Origin of the sequence: Deferrivibrio essentukiensis (assembly GCF_020480685.1) — a bacterium.
In the GTDB taxonomy this organism is placed as follows: Bacteria; Chrysiogenota; Deferribacteres; order Deferribacterales; family Deferrivibrionaceae; genus Deferrivibrio; species Deferrivibrio essentukiensis.
The window spans coordinates 139050-159050 of the sequence record NZ_JAJAFU010000001.1 but is presented as its reverse complement, the minus strand read 5'-3'; the positions used below and the strand labels follow the sequence as shown (position 1 = coordinate 159050).

Here is a 20001-nt window from a genome sequence, read left to right as displayed (position 1 = left end):
TTAAACGATAATAACCTAAATAATTTGCTCATTTTATTTTTATATTGTATTCCACGCAAAAGTGGTTTAATAACTGCTGAACTTTAATATATTTTTATCAGGAGAAGATATGAAAATAATTGCCCACAGAGGAGCTTCTTTTTATGCACCTGAAAATACAATGTCTGCCTTCAAACTAGCTATGGAATATGGAGTAGATGGTATAGAAATGGATGTTCATGTCACAAAAGACGGTAAAATAGTTGTTATTCATGATGATACTACAGGAAGAACAGGAACTAGAAATATTAAGATAAAAAACAGTAATCTTAAAACCCTAGATAAAGTAGATGTAGGTAATTGGTTTGATGCAAAATATATGGGGGAAAGAATTCCACATTTGGAAGATGTACTAGAGAAGATACCCAGTAATTTTGAACTTTATATAGAAATAAAAAGCAATATTAAATCTGTAGATAATTTTGTCAATTTTTTTACAAAATACAAAGAAATCCATGACAGAATTGTCATTATAGGATTTGATTATAATGTTGTTAAAAGACTCAAGCTATTACTCCCAAACTTTACCATATTATGGATAGTAGAATATGGCTACAATGTTCCTAAAAATAAAGACATGTATAGCAATGTATACAAAATGATTTTAAATGCTAAACTTGACGGTATTTCAACCTATGCAGATTTAACTCATTGTATAAAAATGGCTAAGGAAATAAAGAACCACAACTGGATTTGGAATGTGTGGACTGTGGATAACCCTCATCTTGCAAAACAATTAATGAATTTAGGGGTGACAACTCTAACTACAAACAGGCCGGACTGGATTATGAAGCACCTCTTTGCCTAATCTTTATTTTTACTAAAATAAAGATTTATCAGTGCAAGAAAAGAAGTAAATACTATCATTAAGAATGATATTGCATTTATTACAGGGGTGCTTCCATCCCTAACCTGTAAATATAGATTAATCGGCAATGTCGGCTCAGAGCCCACCAAAAATAGTGTAGTATTAAAGTTTTCAAAACTCATCAAAAATGCGACCGTGCCGGCACCAATTAATGAAGGTTTTAAATATTTTAATGTTATATACCATATGACCTGCAATCTATTTGCTCCAAGGTTAAGTGCAGCCTCTTCAAGTGTCCTATCAAATTTTTTAAGTCTTGCTGACACAACAAGCACTACAAATGTTGTAATAAATGAGAATTGTCCAAGCACTACAAGCCAAAAGCCCGGTGCAAAAAGTGGAGCTTCAAAACCTAACCTTTCCTCAATAAAAAGGCCGACAGAGTTACTTGCCAAAAGGATAGAAATACCAAGAATAACTCCAGGTATTACAAGTGGCGCAAGAGTTAAAAAATAAAGAGCCTGCTTAAATTTAAATTCCTCTTGTTCAAATAAAAATGCACCGAAAGTTCCCACTATTAATGACAATATGGATACAATAACTGCTGTCTTTACACTGGTAAATATGCTTCTTAGATTGTTAGCATCATGGAAAATCCCTACTCGATGGGCATCATTTGCAAAAAACCAGTCCAATGTAACACCATTCCAAGGAAGGCTTGGAAAATCGGAATTATTAAAGGCCAACACACATGTCACAACAAGGGGTGCAAACAAAAATGTGTAAAATAGTATTACAAAAAGCACAAATGTAAAATTGTATTTTTTAGACCTCGGTAAACTGCGTATCATTGGACTACCTTACTTAAATTTTGTCTGGTCACCTTCAAGCCTAACCAAATTATTACAGTAGACAACACTAACAGAAGAAAACCGAAAGCAGCTCCCTGATTCCAATTAAAGCTTGCGATAAACTGAGTGTAAATCTGCTCCGTAAACCACAACGAATTTTTACCGCCAATCAGGTTTGGCGTTAAATAGTTACCCAATGTTAACATAAAAACAACTATTGCACCCGATGTAAGTCCCGGTTTTGAGTGAGGAATAATTATTTTAAATACAATATCCTTGGTGGAAGCTCCCAAATCGTATGCAGCTTCTATTAAATGGTCATCAAGACTCTCCATTACGGATATTAAAGGGACTACCATAAAAAGCATAGATGTATAAACTAAAACCATAACCATTGACACGTCATTGTATAAAAGCTCTATAGGTTTATTAATAAGTCCTAACTTCAGTAAAAAATGGTTTACCACACCACTTTCTCTCAACAAAATCATCCATCCGTAAACCCTCACCAATTCACTAACCCAAAACGGCATCAAAAGAAGTATCGATAAAAATCGGCTAAATTTTGTATTAACAACCTTTGTAATATAAAATGCAATCGGCAAAGATATAATTGCGGTAATTACGGTGACTATTATAGAATAAATGGCAGTCCTTACAAATGTCAGCCAATATATCGGCTCAACAAAAAAATTTTTATAATTGGCAAAACTAAATGTGGGCTTACCATAAATGTTTTCAGATTTAAAAGACATTAATAATAAATCAATATGCGGAATTACTATTAACAAAAACAACCATAAAATAACCGGAATCAGAAAAATATAAAAACCTAATTTTGCATGTTTCATCAGGCATTTCTCTCAAAAGCTATAGAGTTTTCAGGATACCAACCGATCTCAATTTCTTTGCCCGGCCTGATATAGTCAAACTGTTTATTTTGCGGAAGTGCCACTAAAATTTCATTAGTACTATTTTTAATAGATGTCAAAAGTCTGCTGTTTGCACCATCAAACAAAATCGCCTTAACGTTTACCTTTATACGATTCAGTTTATCCAAGTCTTTTGACGGCTCAATCAAAAATGCCTCCGGTCTGACAAAGAACTCACACTCATTTTTATTGATAGGCTTTAAAGTTTTCACCAAAAACTCATAATTATTTTTTGTAGTAATTTTTGCGAACCCATCGCTTTGATTAACCACGTAACCTTCCCACTTGTTATTATCGCCGACAAATTGTGCCACAAAAGATGTTTGAGGATGATGATAAAGATTTGCCGGGGTATCAAGCTGTTCAAACTCTCCTCCATTCATTACAGCCACATAATCGGACATAACAAGTGCTTCCGACTGGTCATGAGTTATGTAAACAAAGGTCGTGCCGACTTCATTTTGAAGTTTTTTAAGCTCTACCTTCATCTTTTCTCTAAGCTTTAAATCAAGAGCACCTAAAGGCTCATCCAACAGCAACACTGATGGCTCAAGCACCAAACACCTTGCAATTGCAACCCTCTGTTTCTGTCCACCAGAAAGTTGTTGTACCTCTTTGTTCTCAAAACCCGGCAATCCAACCCTTTCGAGAATATTTTTGACCTTTTTCTTAATCTCAGCATTTGGCACCTTTTTTCTTTTCAGTCCAAACGCAATATTTTCTTCCACATTCATCATGGGAAATAGCGCCAAATTTTGAAACACAAGGTTAACCGGTCTTTTGTTAGGTGGAAGTCCGTTTACTAATTTCTCCCTTATAAATATTTCACCATCAGTAGGCTCAATAAATCCTGCAATCATTCTTAAAAGAGTTGTCTTACCACAACCTGATGGGCCTAAAATAGAGAAAAACTTCCCTTCTTCTACCGTAAAACTAACCTTCTTTACCGCTTCAAATTCACCAAACTTTTTTGTCACATTTCTAACATCTAAATCATATTTCATAAACTTATCCATAAAATAGGCAGACCTTAGCCTGCCTATCGTTTCATTATTATCTTGCTGATTTGACCTTATCTAAAATTTTTGCTTCTATTGATTCTATATTTGATGGAACAGGCGGATACCATTTAATATTGTCTATATCTTCCTGAGGAAAAGAACGCTTAAGATTGTCTTTTACATCAGGATTTAAAAAGTTTGCAGCATCTTTTGACGCAGTAAAATACCCTTCCGTATTTGTAAAATATGCAGCATTCTCAGGTCTAAGCATAAAATTAATCCACTTATAAGCAGCATCAACATTTTTAGCCTTAGCAGGAATCGCAAATGTGTCAATCCATCCCAATGCTCCGCTTTTTGGGGCAACAAAATCTATATTTGGATTGTCCTGATGAAGTTTCCAACCTCCACCATCCCATCCCATAGCCACATATACTTCTTCTGATCTTAAAAGTTGCAATAATGCGTCACCATTTGTCCAGTAATTCTTAACAATATTCTTAGCTTCAATCATCTTTTGCCCAACCATTTCCATCAGCTCTTCATAAGCTTTCGGGTCATTATAAAGTGCAAAAGGATTTTTACCCATAGCAAAAGCAAGAGCTATCAACGTAGGCCTTTTAAGTCTGTAACTAACTCTTCCTTCATACTTTGGATTTAAAAGATCTGTATAATCGCTTGCCTCAGGAGCGTATTTTTTATTAACAATCAAGCCTGATGTCCCCCAACAAAAAGGAACGGCATAAGAGTCTTTTCCAACCTTAGTGTTATCTTTTACTGCTTTAAGCATTGATGGTATAATTTGCTCTGATTTTATTTTTGAATAGTCAAGGGGCTTATAAATTTTATACTTTGCTTGAACAGAAGATATCCTGTCCTGACTTGGCTGAGCCAAATCAAAACCAGCTCCCCTTGTAGCTCTTAATTTTGCAATCATCTCCTCATTATTCGAATATGTTACCTCAACCTTAATACCTGTTTCCTTTTCAAATTTTTCAATAAGTGCATTAGGAGCGTAACCTTTCCAGGTTAACAGCCTTAAAGTCCCCTCTGCAAAAACTGATGAAATACCAAACACAAAAACTAACAATAGCAATAGAACTTTTTTCATATGCATCCTCCTTTTCAGTTTAAGAACAGAACACCTTTTTACTATTTCTCTTAAGCGTATAAGTCAAGGATTATTTAAACTTTCCATCAAACATTATTTATACTTGCATTTAACTCATTTATAAAATAATATTATTTCTACTTCCTGGATAATATCAATACACCGGCACTAAACATTGTCATGCCAGCCAGCTTATTAAAAGCAGTTGTTGCCGCATCACCTCTAATAAATTTTCTTACTTTAAAAGATAAAAAAGCATAAAATAACATAACAGCTGATAATACTGCACAAACTATTGTAATAGTTAAAGCTATATCAACCCATGTCAATAAACTAAAATCAAGAAATGTGGGCAAAAATCCTACATAAAAGAGTATTACCTTTGGATTACCTAACGTTATAAACAAACCGCTAAAGAAACCTGTTTTGTTACAATTTTTACTAACAGTAATATTTGAATTTTTTGAGAAGAAAAGCTTTACACCTAAAAAACACAAATAAGCTGCACCAGCATATTTTATGACAAGAAATAAAAACCAAAGTGTTTCCGCAATAATAGTAAGCCCAAAAAGTGCAAAAGTAAGAAAAAGTATATCCCCTGCCACAATACCCAAAACAGTTGGAATCGTATTTTTAAAACCATGAGCAATGGATTTTGAAACTACAGCATACACCCCTGGGCCAGGGACAACTGCAAGAATAAATATTGCTAACGCAAGGCCAAATGCAGTCAGTAAAGACATAAACTTCCCCTATAAATCAGACCAGCCAGACATATTGTCAACTCCGGCATCTGTTTGCTGGATATTCAAGGAGTCTGAAGTCAAACCTGTTGAAAATTTTTTCTTTACTATATTGGACATATTTGATGTAGTGGCATAACCAATATCCCCCCTTTTGTTTATGCCTCCTATCACAATCACATATTTTTTGCAATTTTCAGGATAGACGATGAACAATCCTGAGAGTTATAGTAAACAAAAGTCACTCCACTTGAAGTCGATATCTCAAGTGTATTGCTACTTCCTACCTTCTGGGCAAACAAAACAAATGGCAAAAATATCATATATAAAACAAGCAATATTCTCATATTTAACCATTACTAAAAAAGGTAATAATTTTTCTCTGAATAAAAAACATTTAGGTTTGTCTTTGTATTTTTTACATCGCTAAGTGTAGTAGTATTGGCAACCCTAATCCTTATCTTTGCATACTGAGGTATTGCAATAACAATCAACATTTCAATCAGAGAAAACCCTTTCCGCGTAATAAAGCCTCCTGCACATCAAATCATACCACCAAAATAAAATTAAACAAGCAAAATCATTTTACCCAGGATTAACAAAATAAAATGATTTAAATCAGTAATTTTAAAGGAGTACAAGAACCCAGAAACCCAAAAATCAAGGATTTGGCATAAAAACATTTAAAACAAATACCTTTACTATTTCTTTATCAAAATATTAAAACCCTGAACAATAAACAATATACGCAAGCTCATTATAATTTATTTGAGATTTTTATTTTACAGGATGTTATAACTCAGGAGAAAAGATAAAAAAAACTCCCCGCGTGCAACCCTCTTCATAACCGTTCTCCATTCGTTCATCTGAGATATTTCCCCTTCAGGTGAAGTTCACAGAAGAGTCCTGCCAGGAGGGAGGAATCCGCATGTCTCGTTTGACGAGCGGAGGGTTATGCCCTCTGCCTTCTGACCGTCAAATTCAGTAATGCTGCAGGTTACATACCGATCCAGCGCTTCATCTGCCGCGCCTTATCCCACAGTCCCAGGTTGGACGCCCAGGCCCTCCATTTTTCGACCTCCAAAGACGTGTAAGCGTTGAAGGAATCCAGTTCGCGCGGCCATGCATCGGGAATGGCAAATCTTCGAGCGGTCTTCTGCGCCGGCTGTGTTCCCACCTAGCGGTCCACCTCTTCCCGTGCCGCTGTTACCATGAAGTGTAGCCGGTTCAGTAAATTGACCTCGCTTGCCCCCGCATCCATGTCGAGTGAAAGCAGATTCAAAGAAGGAAACATCTCCTTGAGTTTATTCTCCATCCCCTTTCCGGTGATGTGATTGGCAATGCAGCCGAAGGGCTGGAGACAGACGATGTTACCGATCCCTTCATTGAGCATGGCGATCATTTCGGCGGTAAGAAGCCACCCCTCGCCAAACTGGTTAGCCAGGCTGACAACCTCGTCGGTTATTTCAGCCAGTTCTCTCAAGTCATGCGCCTTTTTGTAAAAGCGAAATCCCTGCATAACCCGCTCGATTTGACCGATGTGGTATCTTGAGTATATCTCCAGCAGCCTGTACTTGATGCGATCTGCCAAAGAACGTTTAAAAAAGGCCTTTTGATTGTAGGTTTCATTGATAAAGCGCTGGGCGAAAAAACTCTGTATCGGAGGAAGAACCACTTCCACCCCCTGGCCGGACAGCCAGTCGATGATATTTCCGTTGGAGAAGAAGTTGTATTTAACAAAGATCTCTCCAACGATCCCGACTCTTGGGACCGTCTTGTCGTTGATCTCAACCCGGTTGAAGTCCGCCACGGCCCTTTTCAGAAGATTGAGAAGATAATAATAATCTGCATTCTCGATGCCCGTCTCCATTTCAAAGAGGTATTTTTCATGCAGGTTTTTGGATGTCCCTGGCACCTTTTCCCTGACCATTGTGGCTAGATACATCCTGGCCAGGGGATCCGCAAAAATAATTCCCAGGCCCAGCCGTTTTATCAGCCCCTTTTTATCTATTTTAAATCCCGGTTGAGGATCAATTTCCTCATTGGATATGGCAATTACCGGAACCTCATCCAGGTCGGCGGCGGCCAATCCTTTTCTGATAAGCGACACGTATGAGGATGCCCGGCATTGACCACCGGTCTGGGTCAGAATAACAGCGGTATTTTCAGGATCGTAGCGGCCTGACTGAAAGGCCTTGATAATATCGCCGGCGACCAGGATAGCGGGGTAGCACATGTCGTTATTGATGGTTTTAAGGCCCCATTCAACCGATACCCTGTCCTGGGGCGGAAGGACTTCCACCCGGTAACCCAGGGGCCTGAAAGCAGACGGGATCAGTGGTGAATAAAAGGGTGAAAAATAGGGGGCGATCAGGATTCTCTTTCTGTCTTCTTCCACAACCGCCCGGTTTTTTTTCATTGTGCCGGTCCCTGTGGCATTCGTTTTACCGTTTTTTTCTTTTACCGCATCCAGCATGGAGCGCAGTCTGATCCTGACGGCGCCCACGTTGACGATTTCATCCATTTTGATCAAGGTATGAATCTTCCCGCCATGGCGCAAAATTTCTTTGACCTCGTCGGTTGAAACCGCATCCGGCCCGCAGCCAAAAGAGGACAACTGAACCATTTGGGCATTGGCCGTGTCCGTTACCCACCCGGCCGCCGCGTACAGTCTGTTTGCATAGCTCCACTGGGTCAGGACATTGACATCTTCCAGTGAAACGGCATCTGCATTCAAGGGGACAGCCGTTTCACTGATGACATCCACGCCCAGTTCCGTCAACAGATTCGGAATACCGTGGTTGACAAGCGGGTCTGCATGGTAGGGTCGGCCGGCAAGAACAACTGTTGTCCGCCCCCCGGCATCCGCCTTGCTCAGCAGGGTTTTCGCCATGGACCTGAGTTGTTTCCTGTAATCCGATTGTGCCGCCATCCCCTTTTCGACGCCTTCCGACACCGTCCGGTAATTGATTCCGGACTGCTTGAAGAATAGATAAAGCTGATCCTTCAGCCGATTGAAATCCTTAAAGCTGATCACCGGGTTATCCAGGGGAATCCCGAATTTCCGCTCAGGGTTAACCGCACTTTTCAAAAGGTCGGGATATCCGGTAACCACCGGGCAATTATAAGTATTTAAAGCATTTTCGTATTCTTCCTGCTCATAGACCACGGTAGGGTAGAATATCCGGTCGACTTTTTTTCCGATAAGGTCGAAAATGTGACCATGGGCAAGCTTGGCGGGAAAGCAGATGTTTTCCGACATGACCGTGGCGGAACCCTTTTCGTAAAGTTTGAAACCGGATTCGGAAGAGAGAACCACCCTGAACCCGCACGTGGTCAAAAAGGCACACCAGAATGGAAAGTTTTCATACATGTTCAGGCAGCGGGGGATACCGTAGGTGAAAATCGGTTCGCCTTCGGGTTCCGTGTTTCGCTCAAACAGGAGCCTTATCTGATCATCAATCAGGTTCCTTCCTTTGCGTTGAGCATCCGGATTGTTGCTGAAGCGCCGCTCGCATCGGTTCCCTGTATAAAAATGGTTTCCGTTGCTGAAAGTCAGCTTCAAAACCCTGCACTGGTTTTCACATCCCCGGCAGCGGATTTCCTTTTTTGAAAAACCACTTCCCATCACCAATTTCTCAAAAACCAGGTCGTCGGTCTCCCGTCCCGGCCGATCCGGACCTTTCAGCGCTTCTTGCTGCGGAGCAACGGCCGCCACAACATGCGCACGATGATTGGCAAGGGCTGTCAGGGCCGCACCGTAGGCTCCCATCAGCTCGGAAATATCCGGTCTCATAACCTCCTTGTTCAGAAGCACCTCCAAGGCGCGTAATACGGCTGGATTTCGAAATGTTCCGCCCTGAACTACGATTTTGTCCCCCAGGACATCGACGTCCTTCAGCTTCAGCACTTTGTACAGAGCATTTTTGATAACCGAATACGCCAAACCTGCCGAAATGTCGCCGACCGTCGCCCCTTCCCGGAGCGCCTGCTTCACTTTGGAGTTCATGAAGACGGTGCAGCGGGTTCCCAGATCAAAAGGTGATTTGCTATCGCATGCAATCTCTGCGAATTCCTGGACACTATACCCTAGCGAACGGGCAAACGTCTCAATAAAGGAACCACATCCCGATGAGCAGGCCTCATTGATCTGAATTTCAGCCACGGCGTTGTCATGAATATAGATCGCCTTCATGTCCTGCCCGCCGATATCCAGAATAAAGGATACATCCGGCTCAAAGCGCCGCGCCGCCCGGTAATGCGCCATGGTCTCAACCAGGCCGTCGTCCAACCCGAAGGCGGTTCTTATGAGACTTTCACCATAGCCGGTGGCCGCCGTTCTGGTGATCCGCGGGGCAAAGCCGGCAGAAACAAACTTTTTTCTGAATTCAGCCAGTCCCTTTTTTACCGCCTGGATGGGATCGCCGTTGTTGGGGCCGTAATAGCTCAGAACCAGTTTGCCTTTCTCATCGACAAGGACGATCTTGGTGGTGGTTGACCCCGAATCCACACCTAAAAAAAGATCTTTTCCTTTTGCCTCAGGCAGGTCAATCCTGGGAACCAAATTTCGCTCATGCCTTTTTTGCCATATTTCAAATTCGTAATTGCTTGCAAACAGGGGGGGCAGCCTTTTGGTGCCGCTGTTGGTTGCACGGCTGACACCTCTCTCGGACATGGATAAAAAATTGCTGATCCGGCCCCGACATGGTTTGCCATTGCGCACCATGGCCGCTCCCATGGCGGGAAGCAGTTCCGGATGATCCGGAAGTACCAGGTCATCCGGATGCTCAATGCCGAGCAGATTTGCAAAGGCTTTCCGCAGGTTCGGATAAAACGTCAGCGGGCCGCCCCCGATCAGTATTTTTCTTTCCATCTCCCGTCCACGGGACAAGGCGGTTATCACCTGAAGGGCGACCGAATGAAATATGGAAGCCGCAACATCTTCTTTGGATACATGACGGCTTAGCAGAGCCTGAATATCGGTTTTGGCAAAAACGCCGCACCGCGACGCAATCGGATAAATATTCGTGGCTTTTCCGGCCAGAACGTTCAGTTCCGCTACATCAACACCCAGGAGAACCGCCATTTGATCGATAAAAGCACCGGTCCCGCCGGCGCAACTGCCGTTCATCCGGATATCGGGACGACCATTGTCGTCGAAAAATATGATTTTGGAGTCTTCGCCGCCGATTTCGATAAAAGTTCTGACTCCCGGAAGAAATTTTTCAATGTAGTGCGCGGAGGCCACCACTTCCTGCACAAACGGCAGGCCGAAGAATTCGGCCGCACCCATCCCCGCCGATCCGGTAACCGCCAAATCAAGTTCCACGTCGCCCAGTTCCTCAAGTGCCTCCTTGAAAATGCCCCGTGTGGTTTCCACGGTTTTGCCCTGATGACGACAGTAGCGGGAAAACACCATGCCGCCCTCTTTATCCAGGACCACCGCCTTGGCCGTTGTTGAACCTATGTCAATCCCGGTAAAATAGAGATTGTCCGCCTGTTTTGTCATTTTTGTTTATCCCCCGATTCCGAACCAACGCAACCGGCGACTGCCTTTGCGTGTTTGTCTTGTTTTTTCACCCTCAAATAATCTCTTGCAGAGCAAAATGTATCCACCAGTGAAACGACAAGCGACTCCATATAACGCGGTGGTACAACGGTAAGCGGCCACATGTGTTTTTTGATAATATCTTCTTCTTTTTTAGTAAGGAGGGTTATTTTGCGCGCATTCTTAAGCGCGATATTATGGTGCCGGAAACCATGCAATCTGGGTCCTTCATGCAGCCAGTCGTAATAGAAAAGATCGTGCAACAGCGCCCCCCGGATAATCGCCCGGGTGTCAAGGGAAAGTCTTTTTCCCCAGCGAAAGCTCAGGCAGGCCACCTCCTCCACATGATCCAATCGGGTTTTCCCCCTGTGATGGTTATACTGCGCCAGTTTTGCAACCTCCGGCAGATCGAGAAGCGGCCTTGCCGTGTTGACGAATTCCGCCTCCATCAGAGTTTTCTCTTCCGGCGTCAGGCGGAGGAAACGCCCGGCTGCAACCGCCAGGAAATCCATCGACATGATTGAGATCGTTGCTCCGGCCACTATCCACTTGAAGACCGGTGAAAGCAGGACGAGCATGCTTTGATAGGGGGGCAAAACGGCATATTCAAAAGCGAAGGCCAGCAGTATCCAGTACAGGGAGAATTTTAGACAGATGTGCCCCCTGTAATTAAATCTTTGGTCCGAATAGTCCCACAGACGGATCTGGAAAAAGTATTGAGCAACCAATCCGGAGCCGAATTCGAGTCCGGTTGTGATTATGAAATAAGCGAAGGCCTTGGTTCCCCAATTGGATTCCTGCAGCAATGAAACCGCTGCCATAAGCATCACTGCGCCGGCACCGTAAAGGATGAGATACGGTCCCTTCAAGAGGCCGGGGTTGACGAACCGTTTGTCACGCAAAGAACGATAGGAGACCTCCAGCATCCATCCAAGAATGGAAAAAAAGGAGAAAGAAAAGAAGAAGTTTACAACATCGGCCGTCATTTTGCTTTACCCCGGTGAACCAGCGAATACATTAGCGGCACCAGAATCAATGTCACAAGGCCGCTGACCGACAGTCCCCCAATGACCGTGATGCCCAGTGCATTCCATATTTCAGAGCCTTCCCCTCTGGAAAGGGCTAATGGGACCATGCCGAATATGGTGGTCAAACTCGTCATGAGCACCGGCCTCAGGCGTGTTTTTCCGCCCGTGACCACCGCTTCGTTTAGCGTCATCCCACCTGCTCTCAGTTGCTTGGTATAATCCACGAGCACAATGGCGTTCTTTACAACAATGCCCATGAGCATGATTACCCCGATGAAGCTCATCAGGTTGAGCGGAGTGGCCGTGGCAACGAAGGCCCATATCACTCCGGCGAAGGCGAAAGGAACCGAAAACATGATGATGAATGGATCAACGAAATCCTCGAACTCCCCTGCCATGACCATGTAGACAAGGACTATTCCCAGAATCAAAAGGAGGGTCAGGTCGCGGAACGCTTTTCGCTGTTCCTCCACCTCCCCGCCCCATTCGATGGAAACGCCGGGAGGCAGGTCAAGCGAGGTCATCTTTTCTCGAATATCTCGTACCACATCACCCAGAACCCTGCCCTGGACGCCCGCCTGAACCTTTGTGACGCGGGTCCTGTTTTTCCGGTCGATCTCCACAGGCCCAAAGGTTTCCCGAACAGACGCGACGTTCCGGAGCTTGATGGTCTGACCGGTCAGGGTGGTGATGGGGGTTTCCCCGATTTCACGAATCGTTTCCCGCTGGTCTTTTTTCAGTCGCAACTCGATGTCGAAGTCGTCACCCGCCTCCCGGAACTTCGTATCATCGAAACCATAGTAGTTGGTTCTCAATGCGTCGGCGACAAGCGCCACATTCAACCCCAAAGATGCCGCCTTATCCCGGTCAAGAAAAATCCGCACTTCCGGCCGTGGTCTCTTTCTACTGACAGCGACATCCACCGCTCCGGGTGTTGATTCCACGATGCGTTGGATTTTCGCAGCAACTTCGTTTGTCATCTCGATATCATGGCCTAGAATCTCAATGCTGATGGGGCGACCGCCTCCCAGAAAGGCCTTCTGGATAGCGCTAACAGCGCTTGCGGAAAACTTTTCAACACCCGGCAGTTTTGTGACTTGCTCACGAAGCTCCGAAGCGATCTCCTTGGCATGGCGACTCCGTTCTTTCTTATCAATGAGACGGCCTCCGATGCGACCGATGTTGGTCCCCTCTTCAAAACCGAGGGCCGTTAAAAAACCTTTCTTGGTCTGACCTGCCAGGGCATAACTTGCTTCCATTTCCGGAATGGCATTCACCGCTTTGAGCATTTCTTCCGTGGTTCCGGCCGTGATCTCCACTCGGGTGCCCTGCGCCATCTCCAGGACAACTTCCACTTCCCCCGAATCCACTTCTGGGAAAAATTCGGTACCGACCAATGGAATCAGTGCCAGACTGCCGATGAATACAATTATTATGAGTGAAAGCACAATCTTGCGGTGTCTCAGCCCCCACTCCAGAACATGGGAATAGCCGGCTTCGATTTCATTCAGCAAACGCTCGCTCCATACAAATACCGGATTGAGCTTTCTTTGGTCCCGTGAACGGAGCAAACGGGAAGCAGCCATGGGGGTCAACGTCAATGAAACGAAGAGCGAGGCCAGAATCGTGATCAGGATCATGAACGCCAACTGCCCAAAGATGATGCCGGCGATCCCTTTCACTAAGAGAAGAGGGGCGAAAACAGCCACAATGGTCAACGTTGACGCGGCCACCGCCATGCCCACTTCTGATGTTCCCTCCACGGCGGCCAGCCTCGGAGACATGCCATCGTCCACATGCCGTACGATGTTTTCAAGTACGACGATGGCATCGTCCACCACCATTCCCACGGCGATGGCAAGACTCATCAGGGAAATGACATTGATGGTGTATCCCATGATAAAGAGGCCGATAAAGGCAACGATGATAGAGAATGGAATTGCCAATGTGACAACCAGGCTGGTACGAAACCGCCGGAGAAACAGGAAACAGACGACAATGACCAAAATACCTCCCACGACGGCGGATTCGGTCAAACTATTAATCATCGCATAAATGTGATCGGAGTTATCCAGAATCTCATGGATTTCAATGTCCGCCGGCACTTCGGTCTTTATTGTCTTGAGGCATTCTTTTATGGCCTCGATCACGTTGACGGTGTTGGCTCCGGACTGCTTCTGAATAATCAAGGCAACCGCAGGAAGCCGTCCGGAACGCGCCCACTCCTGCGGCTCCTCAAAGGCATCGGTGACCGTGGCCACATCTCTGAGCCGCACAAGCGCGTCGCCGTTGCTGCCTATCACCGTATTGGCGATTTCCGCTGCATCCCGATAGCGCCCCGCCACCCTGATCTGGAGTTCATTCCTCCCGATCTTTGCGGTGCCCACCGGAAGGTTCAGGTTTTCGGCAACAAGAACATTTCTGATCTGCTGGACAGAAAGGTGATAAGCCTCTATTGCTTCGCGATCGAAATGCACATTGATCTGTCTTTCCCGACCACCGACATAGACGACAGCGCCCACGCCGGGCACGCGTTTCAACGGATCGGCGATCTGCTTGTCCACAATTCTGTAAAGATCGGGACTGCTTTCTTCCGCCGTCACCGTCATGATGAGCACCGGCACCATGGAACTGCTGAACTTGAAGATAAAGGGGTCTTCCGCTCCATCGGCAAGGTCCGGCTTGGCAAGATCGATCTTCTCCCGGATATCGTTGACCGCAACATCCAGGTCGGTGCCCCAGTTGAATATGCAATTGACGATGGCGATGTTGTCTTTGGACTTTGACTCCAGCCGGTCGAGATTCGGTGTGGTGGAAAGCTGGTCTTCCAGGTACTTGGTCACCTCCGACTCAACATCCGTGGCGGAAGCCCCCGGATAGGGTGTGATGACACTCACGGCCGGAGGTTCAATATCCGGCAACAAGTCGAGGTTGAGCCTGAAAAAAGCCACGCAACCCAGCAATGTAATGGCAGCGAAAACCATAACGGTCGTGACCGGCCTGCGGACGGATATCTCCGGTAATTTCATTTCTGTTCCCCTTGCTTGTCGTCACCGTCAGCTTCAAAAAAGTCGACTTCCGTCTTAAGGTCCCGAAGGCATTTGCTTTGCTCGTGCGAACATATCCTGGCCCAGGCAATAACGCTGATCCAACCTGCTGCGACAAGAGAAAGGATAGCGGCGGTTTTTCCAGGAAAATGGGTTGTGATGGCCCAGATTGCCAGTGCCCCAGATGTGATTCCAACAATCAGCCAGACGAATAGATGGCAAGTGCACGGATCACGATCAGGGACCGGAGGAGAGAACCAAATCCGTTCCCCGATCTCAGTCCGTTCGAATTCTGCGTCATCAAGGTTTGTTTCAATTATCCTGTTCTTGAACTTGACAACGACAATCTTCCTTTCGGGCCGTCCACTGAATGATTCCATTCTTTTTTTCTCGATCACTTCTCCTTTGACCCTCAGAGAACGCAGACGATCAACGAGGCGTTTTTCTTGTAACTGACAAATATTAATTCCCATCTTCCGTCCTCCCCGGTAAAAAACCTCCTGGCAAATCTCTTTTGGCGGCACACTTCCATCTTTCTTTGAGCTGCACCATGGCTTCTCGGTACCCCTCGGCAATGGCCTCCTCGGCCCGATGGAATTCGAGAAAACGAACATCCCCCAGCTTCGGCCGAATCAGCAGATCGGGCGGATCGGTTGCCAATCTTGTTGCGGTGATCTGCACTTCCATAATATTGATTGCAGTCGTCAACACATCAAAGATATTTGGCACGGGGTCCCTTTGCAGCCACTGGCGCACTTGCGATAACGCGGGCGAACCGAATTCGCTGAGCCTGTTGGTCAGATCCTGCGCGATTCTCCATTCTGCGGGCTGGGGCTGAACAACCATACCTGCCACCGATGAATCAACCGGAGCGATGCCGGCGGTACTCCTTTTGTCGATAATGTCATGGTTCAAATCAACAGCGATGACGTAATCCGCTCCCATTTTCCTGACAGCGCTCACCGGCACGGGGTTGACCAGCCCTCCATCCACCAGAAAGCCGCCGTTTTTCCTGACCGGCGTGAAAATGCCCGGAACCGAGATGCTCGCGCGGATTGCCTCTATGAGGTCCCCTTTGTTCAACACGACCTCACGACCCGTGGCCAGGTCGGTGGCAACCGCGCAATAGCGGAGAGGTAATTCTTCAATGTTCATTTCTCGAACATGAGAACGAAAGAAATCGCTGATCTTCTTTCCATCAATGAGTCCCGACCTCGGAAAAGTTACATCCAGGAAGGAAACAATCTGTTTCCAGTCGAGCTGACGGGCAAAATTTTCCAGCACATCCATTTTGCCAAGGGCACATGCGGCCCCTACCAACGAACCAATGCTGGTGCCGGCGACGTACCTGATTTCTATTCCTGCCTCAGCTAGTGCCTGCAATACACCGATATGAGACCATCCCCGTGCGGAGCCGCTACCCAGAGCCAGGCCGATATTTTTCGGAAAACCTGAGCTATCGTCCGACATGTTCACCGCCGTTCTTCTTGAAAAGTTGTCCCCCAGAGTTATCCGTCCCATTCTTGTTCAAAATATCTTGCACGCTTACCTCCATGCCTGACTGTAAACGTCCCGCTCCGCTGGTGACCACTTTGTCATTCTCAACCAAGCCGCCCATCACTTCGGCAAATTGGTCATCCATGGCCCTAATTTCGACCGTTCGCTTATGGGCCTTATTTCCTTCCACCACAAAAACGTAATAGGTGCCGCTGCCGGGGAGGCGTTGCAAGGTTTCACGGGGAACGGCAAGGGACCTTCTTTTCTCTGCCGAAAGCTTCACCCTGGCATACATTCCGTCCACCAACTTCCCGGACGGATTCGGCACCTCGATTCTCATGCGGAAAGTACGCGTCTTTCGGTCCACCAATGGATTGATAACGGTTACTTTCCCTGAATACTCATGTCCCGGGAAGGCGTCTGTCGTGATCAGCGCAACAGTTCCAACGACAATCCGGCCAATGTCTGCTTCCGGCAAATCGACATCCAGGTTCAGAGATGTTTGGTCCACGATTAGCAGAAGTCGGCCGCCGGGAGCGACCGCCTGACCGATTTCCACATTTCTCTCCACGACAGCGCCGCCGATAGGCGATCGGATATCTGCATCCTTGAGATGTTCCAGCGCTGTCTCCAAGGCGGCCTTTGCCTGGTCCCTCTGTGCTCGGGCGTAGAACACCGCTTCCTTGGCGCTTTTAAAGGCCGCTTCTGATGCATCAAAGCGACTTTGCGGAATCACTTTTTCCTTCAGCAGTTCGATTGCGCGTCGGTATTCTTTCTCGGCCTGTTCAAAATGGGCTTCAGCCTGCGGAACTGCTGCTTCCGCAGCTGCTAGCGCCGCCCGGGCCTGCTTGACGCCGAGATCATAGTTTGTTCTGTCCAGTTTTATAACGACCTCACCGGCATTGACGCGCTCACCGATATCAACCAGAACCCGGCTCACCGTTCCTGCCACCTTGGGGCTTAGCGGACTCGTGTCTCGGGCTTTCAAGGTGCCGACGGCGCTGATTTCATCAGCGAATTCGTGCGGGACAACAGATGCGATTGTGACAGGCAACGCCTTGCCCGCCGCGTTCGGATCTTCATCTTTTTGCCATTGCTTCCTGGAAACTTGGACAGCCAAGAACGCAATAACAGCAGCCGCAATAGCAATGGATATATAGACTCCTCTTCGTCTCATTCGGCAGACTCCTTTTCCTTGATATCAGGCGGCTCTATCACCATTACGCCCACCGCTCGATGAAGGGCGGCAAGGGCAACGTTGTAATCAAAAAGAGCCTGTGTGTGATTCGCTTCAGCTCGACTTAAGGCCGTACGAACGTCCAGCACGTCGGTATTTGTGCCTTCTCCTGCCCGGTAGCTGGCTCTTGCCAGGCGGTAAGCCTCCCTGGCTGTCTTCAGTGCACTCTCAGCCGCATCGATATTCTTTTCTGCTTTTCCGAGGTCCAGGAAGGCTTGGCGCACTTCAAGACGAATGCGATCTGTCGTTTTATCTCGCTGGATTCTCACCTGAACCAGTTGGGATTTCGCCTCTCGGACCTTAGCCGCAGTCTCCCCCCAATTCCAGAGGGGAAGCTGTGCCCCTACTCCGATTGTCCAGTGGTCACCGCCTTCCAGGTCCCGGAAATCGCCTTCCATGTATTCGTAACGCCCTTCCAGGGCGATGGTCGGCAAATATTCTCCCCGGGCTGCCTTGAGTGCCTGTTCCGCGGCCGCCACCTGGGAATCCATTGCAGACAGTTCGGGACGTTGCGAAAGGGCCAACTCGGTCAACGACGAAAGATCCGCCCCCGGCCCGGGCGACCGCACCAAGGCTTCCGTCAAACGGACTGATTCTTCAAGGGGCATGCTCAGCAAGTTCTTGAGTGCAGAATATGCCAGGTCGACGGCGTTGTCAGCGCCATTCAGATCTTTGCGGGCATTGGCAAGTTCCGTTCGGGTGCGAAGCAGGTCAATTTCCGGATTCGCCCCTTTCTCCACCAGAATCGCCACGTCATGTTCATGCACATTGAGAAGATCGACGGCCTCCACGGCAACACCTTGAAACGCTTCGGCCAACTGTGCGGTCCGATAAGCGCGTGTAACCTGGAAAACGACTTCCTCTTCAACGGCCCTGTTCTCTTGAGCTTGAGCGTCTCGTGAATACTGGGATGCCTTGCGCGCCGCATTCAATCGCCCTCCCGTGAAAATGGGCTGCCGGATGACGAGCCCCGCCTTGTATTGATCACGATCCATGAAGGTCAATGATTGCGGTCCCATTGCAAAACTCAACTCCTCGTCCAGTCGTGTATAGGAAGCCTCCGCCCCCAAAAATGGGAGCATAGCCGATCTGGCCTGAGTTATCTTTGTATTGGCTTGAGTCAGGGCTTCCCGTGTAAGGCGGATATCGTAATTCTGTTGCAACGCTATTTTCAGGCAATCGCTTAACGAAAGGTGTATATTGCCATCCTTTTCGAGCTTGCGAAGCTCCTCAACGGGAGCAGAGGGACGATTGCCTTCTATTTCCGGCGATTTTTCGGCGATTGCATCGGAATGGCCGTGCAACGGCTCGGCGGCAGCGCTAATAGAAATACAACCCGCTGTCAGCAGCAATCCACCTCCCACCAGAAGCATAACCATGGTGCGAGCTGTTATCCTTAAGGCTTTTTTCATTCGGCCATCACCCCTTTGAGAAACATGTCACTGATCACCGGGGCATTCGCCTTGTATGAATGCCGTTCCGGATCTTCCAGCCAACAGAAGAGAAAAGCGTTGGTGATTCCCTCCAGGGCCACGGCCATATAGTAGGGGTTCAGATCGCGAAGCACGTTTTTGCGAATACCTTTTTCCAGTGTCGAAGCCAGTTGCTCTACCAGTTCGTCATAAAGCTTGCGAATGTCCTGATCGAGACCGGCCTTGATGTTGAAACTCGCACCCCGCGTTTCAGCAAAATAGAGCCGCAACGTGGCAACGTCATCGGCAAAGATCCCCGCTTTAGCGGAAATGTAGTCTTTGAGAATAGTCAGGACGTCACCTTCCCTCGAAAGGACTCCGCTCAGGGTATGATGATATTCCGCTGCCTTTTCCATCATGAGGGCCTTGTAGAGGTGCTCCTTGTTCTTGAAGAATTTGTAAAGCGTTCCGATGGCAAACTCTGCTCTTTTTGCAATCTCGTGCATGGATACGTTGTGGTATCCTTTCTTCGAGAAAAGCTCGAGTGCAGCGGCAAGCATCTGCCGACGATGTCTGCGTTTTTCTCTTTCCCGACGTGGGAGCTTTTTGTCTTGCATTACTCGACCTCCATATGCTTGGGCGGTATCAGATACTGCTAAATGACGACAAATTCTATAATGTGACATCTGCTTCAGATTATAAAACAAGATGTTCCCATGTCAAGCGGAAATGTAAAAAAACCTGATA

The 20001-nt window shown here is 46.6% G+C and carries 17 protein-coding genes; 1 reads left to right on the top strand and 16 read right to left on the bottom strand.

Translation table 11 applies throughout. The features are described from left to right. Positions 1-109: 109 nt before the first annotated feature. Positions 110-847, top strand: coding sequence for a glycerophosphodiester phosphodiesterase (locus LF845_RS00790; RefSeq protein WP_242819080.1), 738 nt, complete (start codon positions 110-112; stop codon positions 845-847). Here the strand turns inward: LF845_RS00790 and LF845_RS00785 are convergent. The 16 genes from LF845_RS00785 to LF845_RS00710 all read right to left on the bottom strand — a co-directional run bounded on the left by LF845_RS00785 (position 844) and on the right by LF845_RS00710 (position 19871). After that, entirely contained in the window at positions 844-1698 is an 855-nt protein-coding gene (locus LF845_RS00785) for an ABC transporter permease (protein ID WP_242819079.1), read from the bottom strand. The genes LF845_RS00790 and LF845_RS00785 overlap by 4 nt on opposite strands. Further along, entirely contained in the window at positions 1695-2549 is an 855-nt protein-coding gene (locus tag LF845_RS00780) for an ABC transporter permease (protein WP_242819078.1), read from the bottom strand. The genes LF845_RS00785 and LF845_RS00780 overlap by 4 nt, the downstream gene beginning before the upstream one ends. Continuing rightward, complete coding sequence (locus LF845_RS00775; protein WP_423220564.1) at positions 2549-3634, bottom strand: ABC transporter ATP-binding protein; 1086 nt, start codon at positions 3632-3634, stop codon at positions 2549-2551. Before LF845_RS00775 ends, LF845_RS00780 begins: the two co-directional genes overlap by 1 nt. A 49-nt stretch (positions 3635-3683) precedes the next feature. Further along, complete coding sequence (locus tag LF845_RS00770) at positions 3684-4742, bottom strand: extracellular solute-binding protein (RefSeq protein ID WP_242819076.1); 1059 nt, start codon at positions 4740-4742, stop codon at positions 3684-3686. A gap of 137 nt (positions 4743-4879) precedes the next feature. After that, positions 4880-5485 carry a LysE family translocator gene (locus LF845_RS00765; RefSeq protein ID WP_242819075.1) on the bottom strand — a complete coding sequence of 202 codons (606 nt, stop codon included), beginning with the start codon at positions 5483-5485 and terminating at the stop codon, positions 4880-4882. 9 nt (positions 5486-5494) lie between these two features. Then, positions 5495-5665 (bottom strand): hypothetical protein, encoded by a 171-nt coding sequence (locus tag LF845_RS00760; RefSeq protein WP_242819074.1) that lies wholly within the window; start codon positions 5663-5665, stop codon positions 5495-5497. 179 nt (positions 5666-5844) lie between these two features. Then, a complete protein-coding gene (locus tag LF845_RS00755; protein WP_341352885.1) occupies positions 5845-6012 on the bottom strand; it encodes a type IV pilin protein in 168 nt (55 codons plus the stop codon). Positions 6013-6482: 470 nt separating this feature from the next. Then, the gene (locus LF845_RS00750) at positions 6483-6662 is read right to left on the bottom strand and encodes a hypothetical protein (RefSeq protein ID WP_242819072.1); all 180 of its coding nucleotides are present in this window, start codon (positions 6660-6662) and stop codon (positions 6483-6485) included. Next, complete coding sequence (locus tag LF845_RS00745; RefSeq protein ID WP_242819071.1) at positions 6663-10994, bottom strand: acyl-CoA dehydratase activase; 4332 nt, start codon at positions 10992-10994, stop codon at positions 6663-6665. Further along, positions 10991-12019, bottom strand: a complete 1029-nt coding sequence (locus tag LF845_RS00740) for a putative ABC transporter permease (RefSeq protein ID WP_242819070.1) — start codon at positions 12017-12019, stop codon at positions 10991-10993. Before LF845_RS00740 ends, LF845_RS00745 begins: the two co-directional genes overlap by 4 nt. Next, the gene (locus tag LF845_RS00735) at positions 12016-15090 is read right to left on the bottom strand and encodes an efflux RND transporter permease subunit (RefSeq protein ID WP_242819069.1); all 3075 of its coding nucleotides are present in this window, start codon (positions 15088-15090) and stop codon (positions 12016-12018) included. The genes LF845_RS00740 and LF845_RS00735 overlap by 4 nt, the downstream gene beginning before the upstream one ends. Continuing rightward, on the bottom strand, positions 15087-15581 hold the full coding sequence (locus tag LF845_RS00730) for a hypothetical protein (RefSeq protein ID WP_011367010.1): 495 nt from the start codon (positions 15579-15581) through the stop codon (positions 15087-15089). The genes LF845_RS00735 and LF845_RS00730 overlap by 4 nt, the downstream gene beginning before the upstream one ends. Further along, positions 15571-16578, bottom strand: a complete 1008-nt coding sequence (locus LF845_RS00725) for a patatin-like phospholipase family protein (RefSeq protein ID WP_011367009.1) — start codon at positions 16576-16578, stop codon at positions 15571-15573. Before LF845_RS00725 ends, LF845_RS00730 begins: the two co-directional genes overlap by 11 nt. Continuing rightward, the gene (locus LF845_RS00720) at positions 16565-17782 is read right to left on the bottom strand and encodes an efflux RND transporter periplasmic adaptor subunit (protein ID WP_011367008.1); all 1218 of its coding nucleotides are present in this window, start codon (positions 17780-17782) and stop codon (positions 16565-16567) included. The genes LF845_RS00725 and LF845_RS00720 overlap by 14 nt, the downstream gene beginning before the upstream one ends. Beyond that, the gene (locus LF845_RS00715) at positions 17779-19254 is read right to left on the bottom strand and encodes a TolC family protein (protein WP_242819068.1); all 1476 of its coding nucleotides are present in this window, start codon (positions 19252-19254) and stop codon (positions 17779-17781) included. The genes LF845_RS00720 and LF845_RS00715 overlap by 4 nt, the downstream gene beginning before the upstream one ends. Beyond that, on the bottom strand, positions 19251-19871 hold the full coding sequence (locus LF845_RS00710) for a TetR/AcrR family transcriptional regulator (protein WP_242819067.1): 621 nt from the start codon (positions 19869-19871) through the stop codon (positions 19251-19253). The genes LF845_RS00715 and LF845_RS00710 overlap by 4 nt, the downstream gene beginning before the upstream one ends. Between the last annotated feature and the right edge of the window lie 130 nt (positions 19872-20001).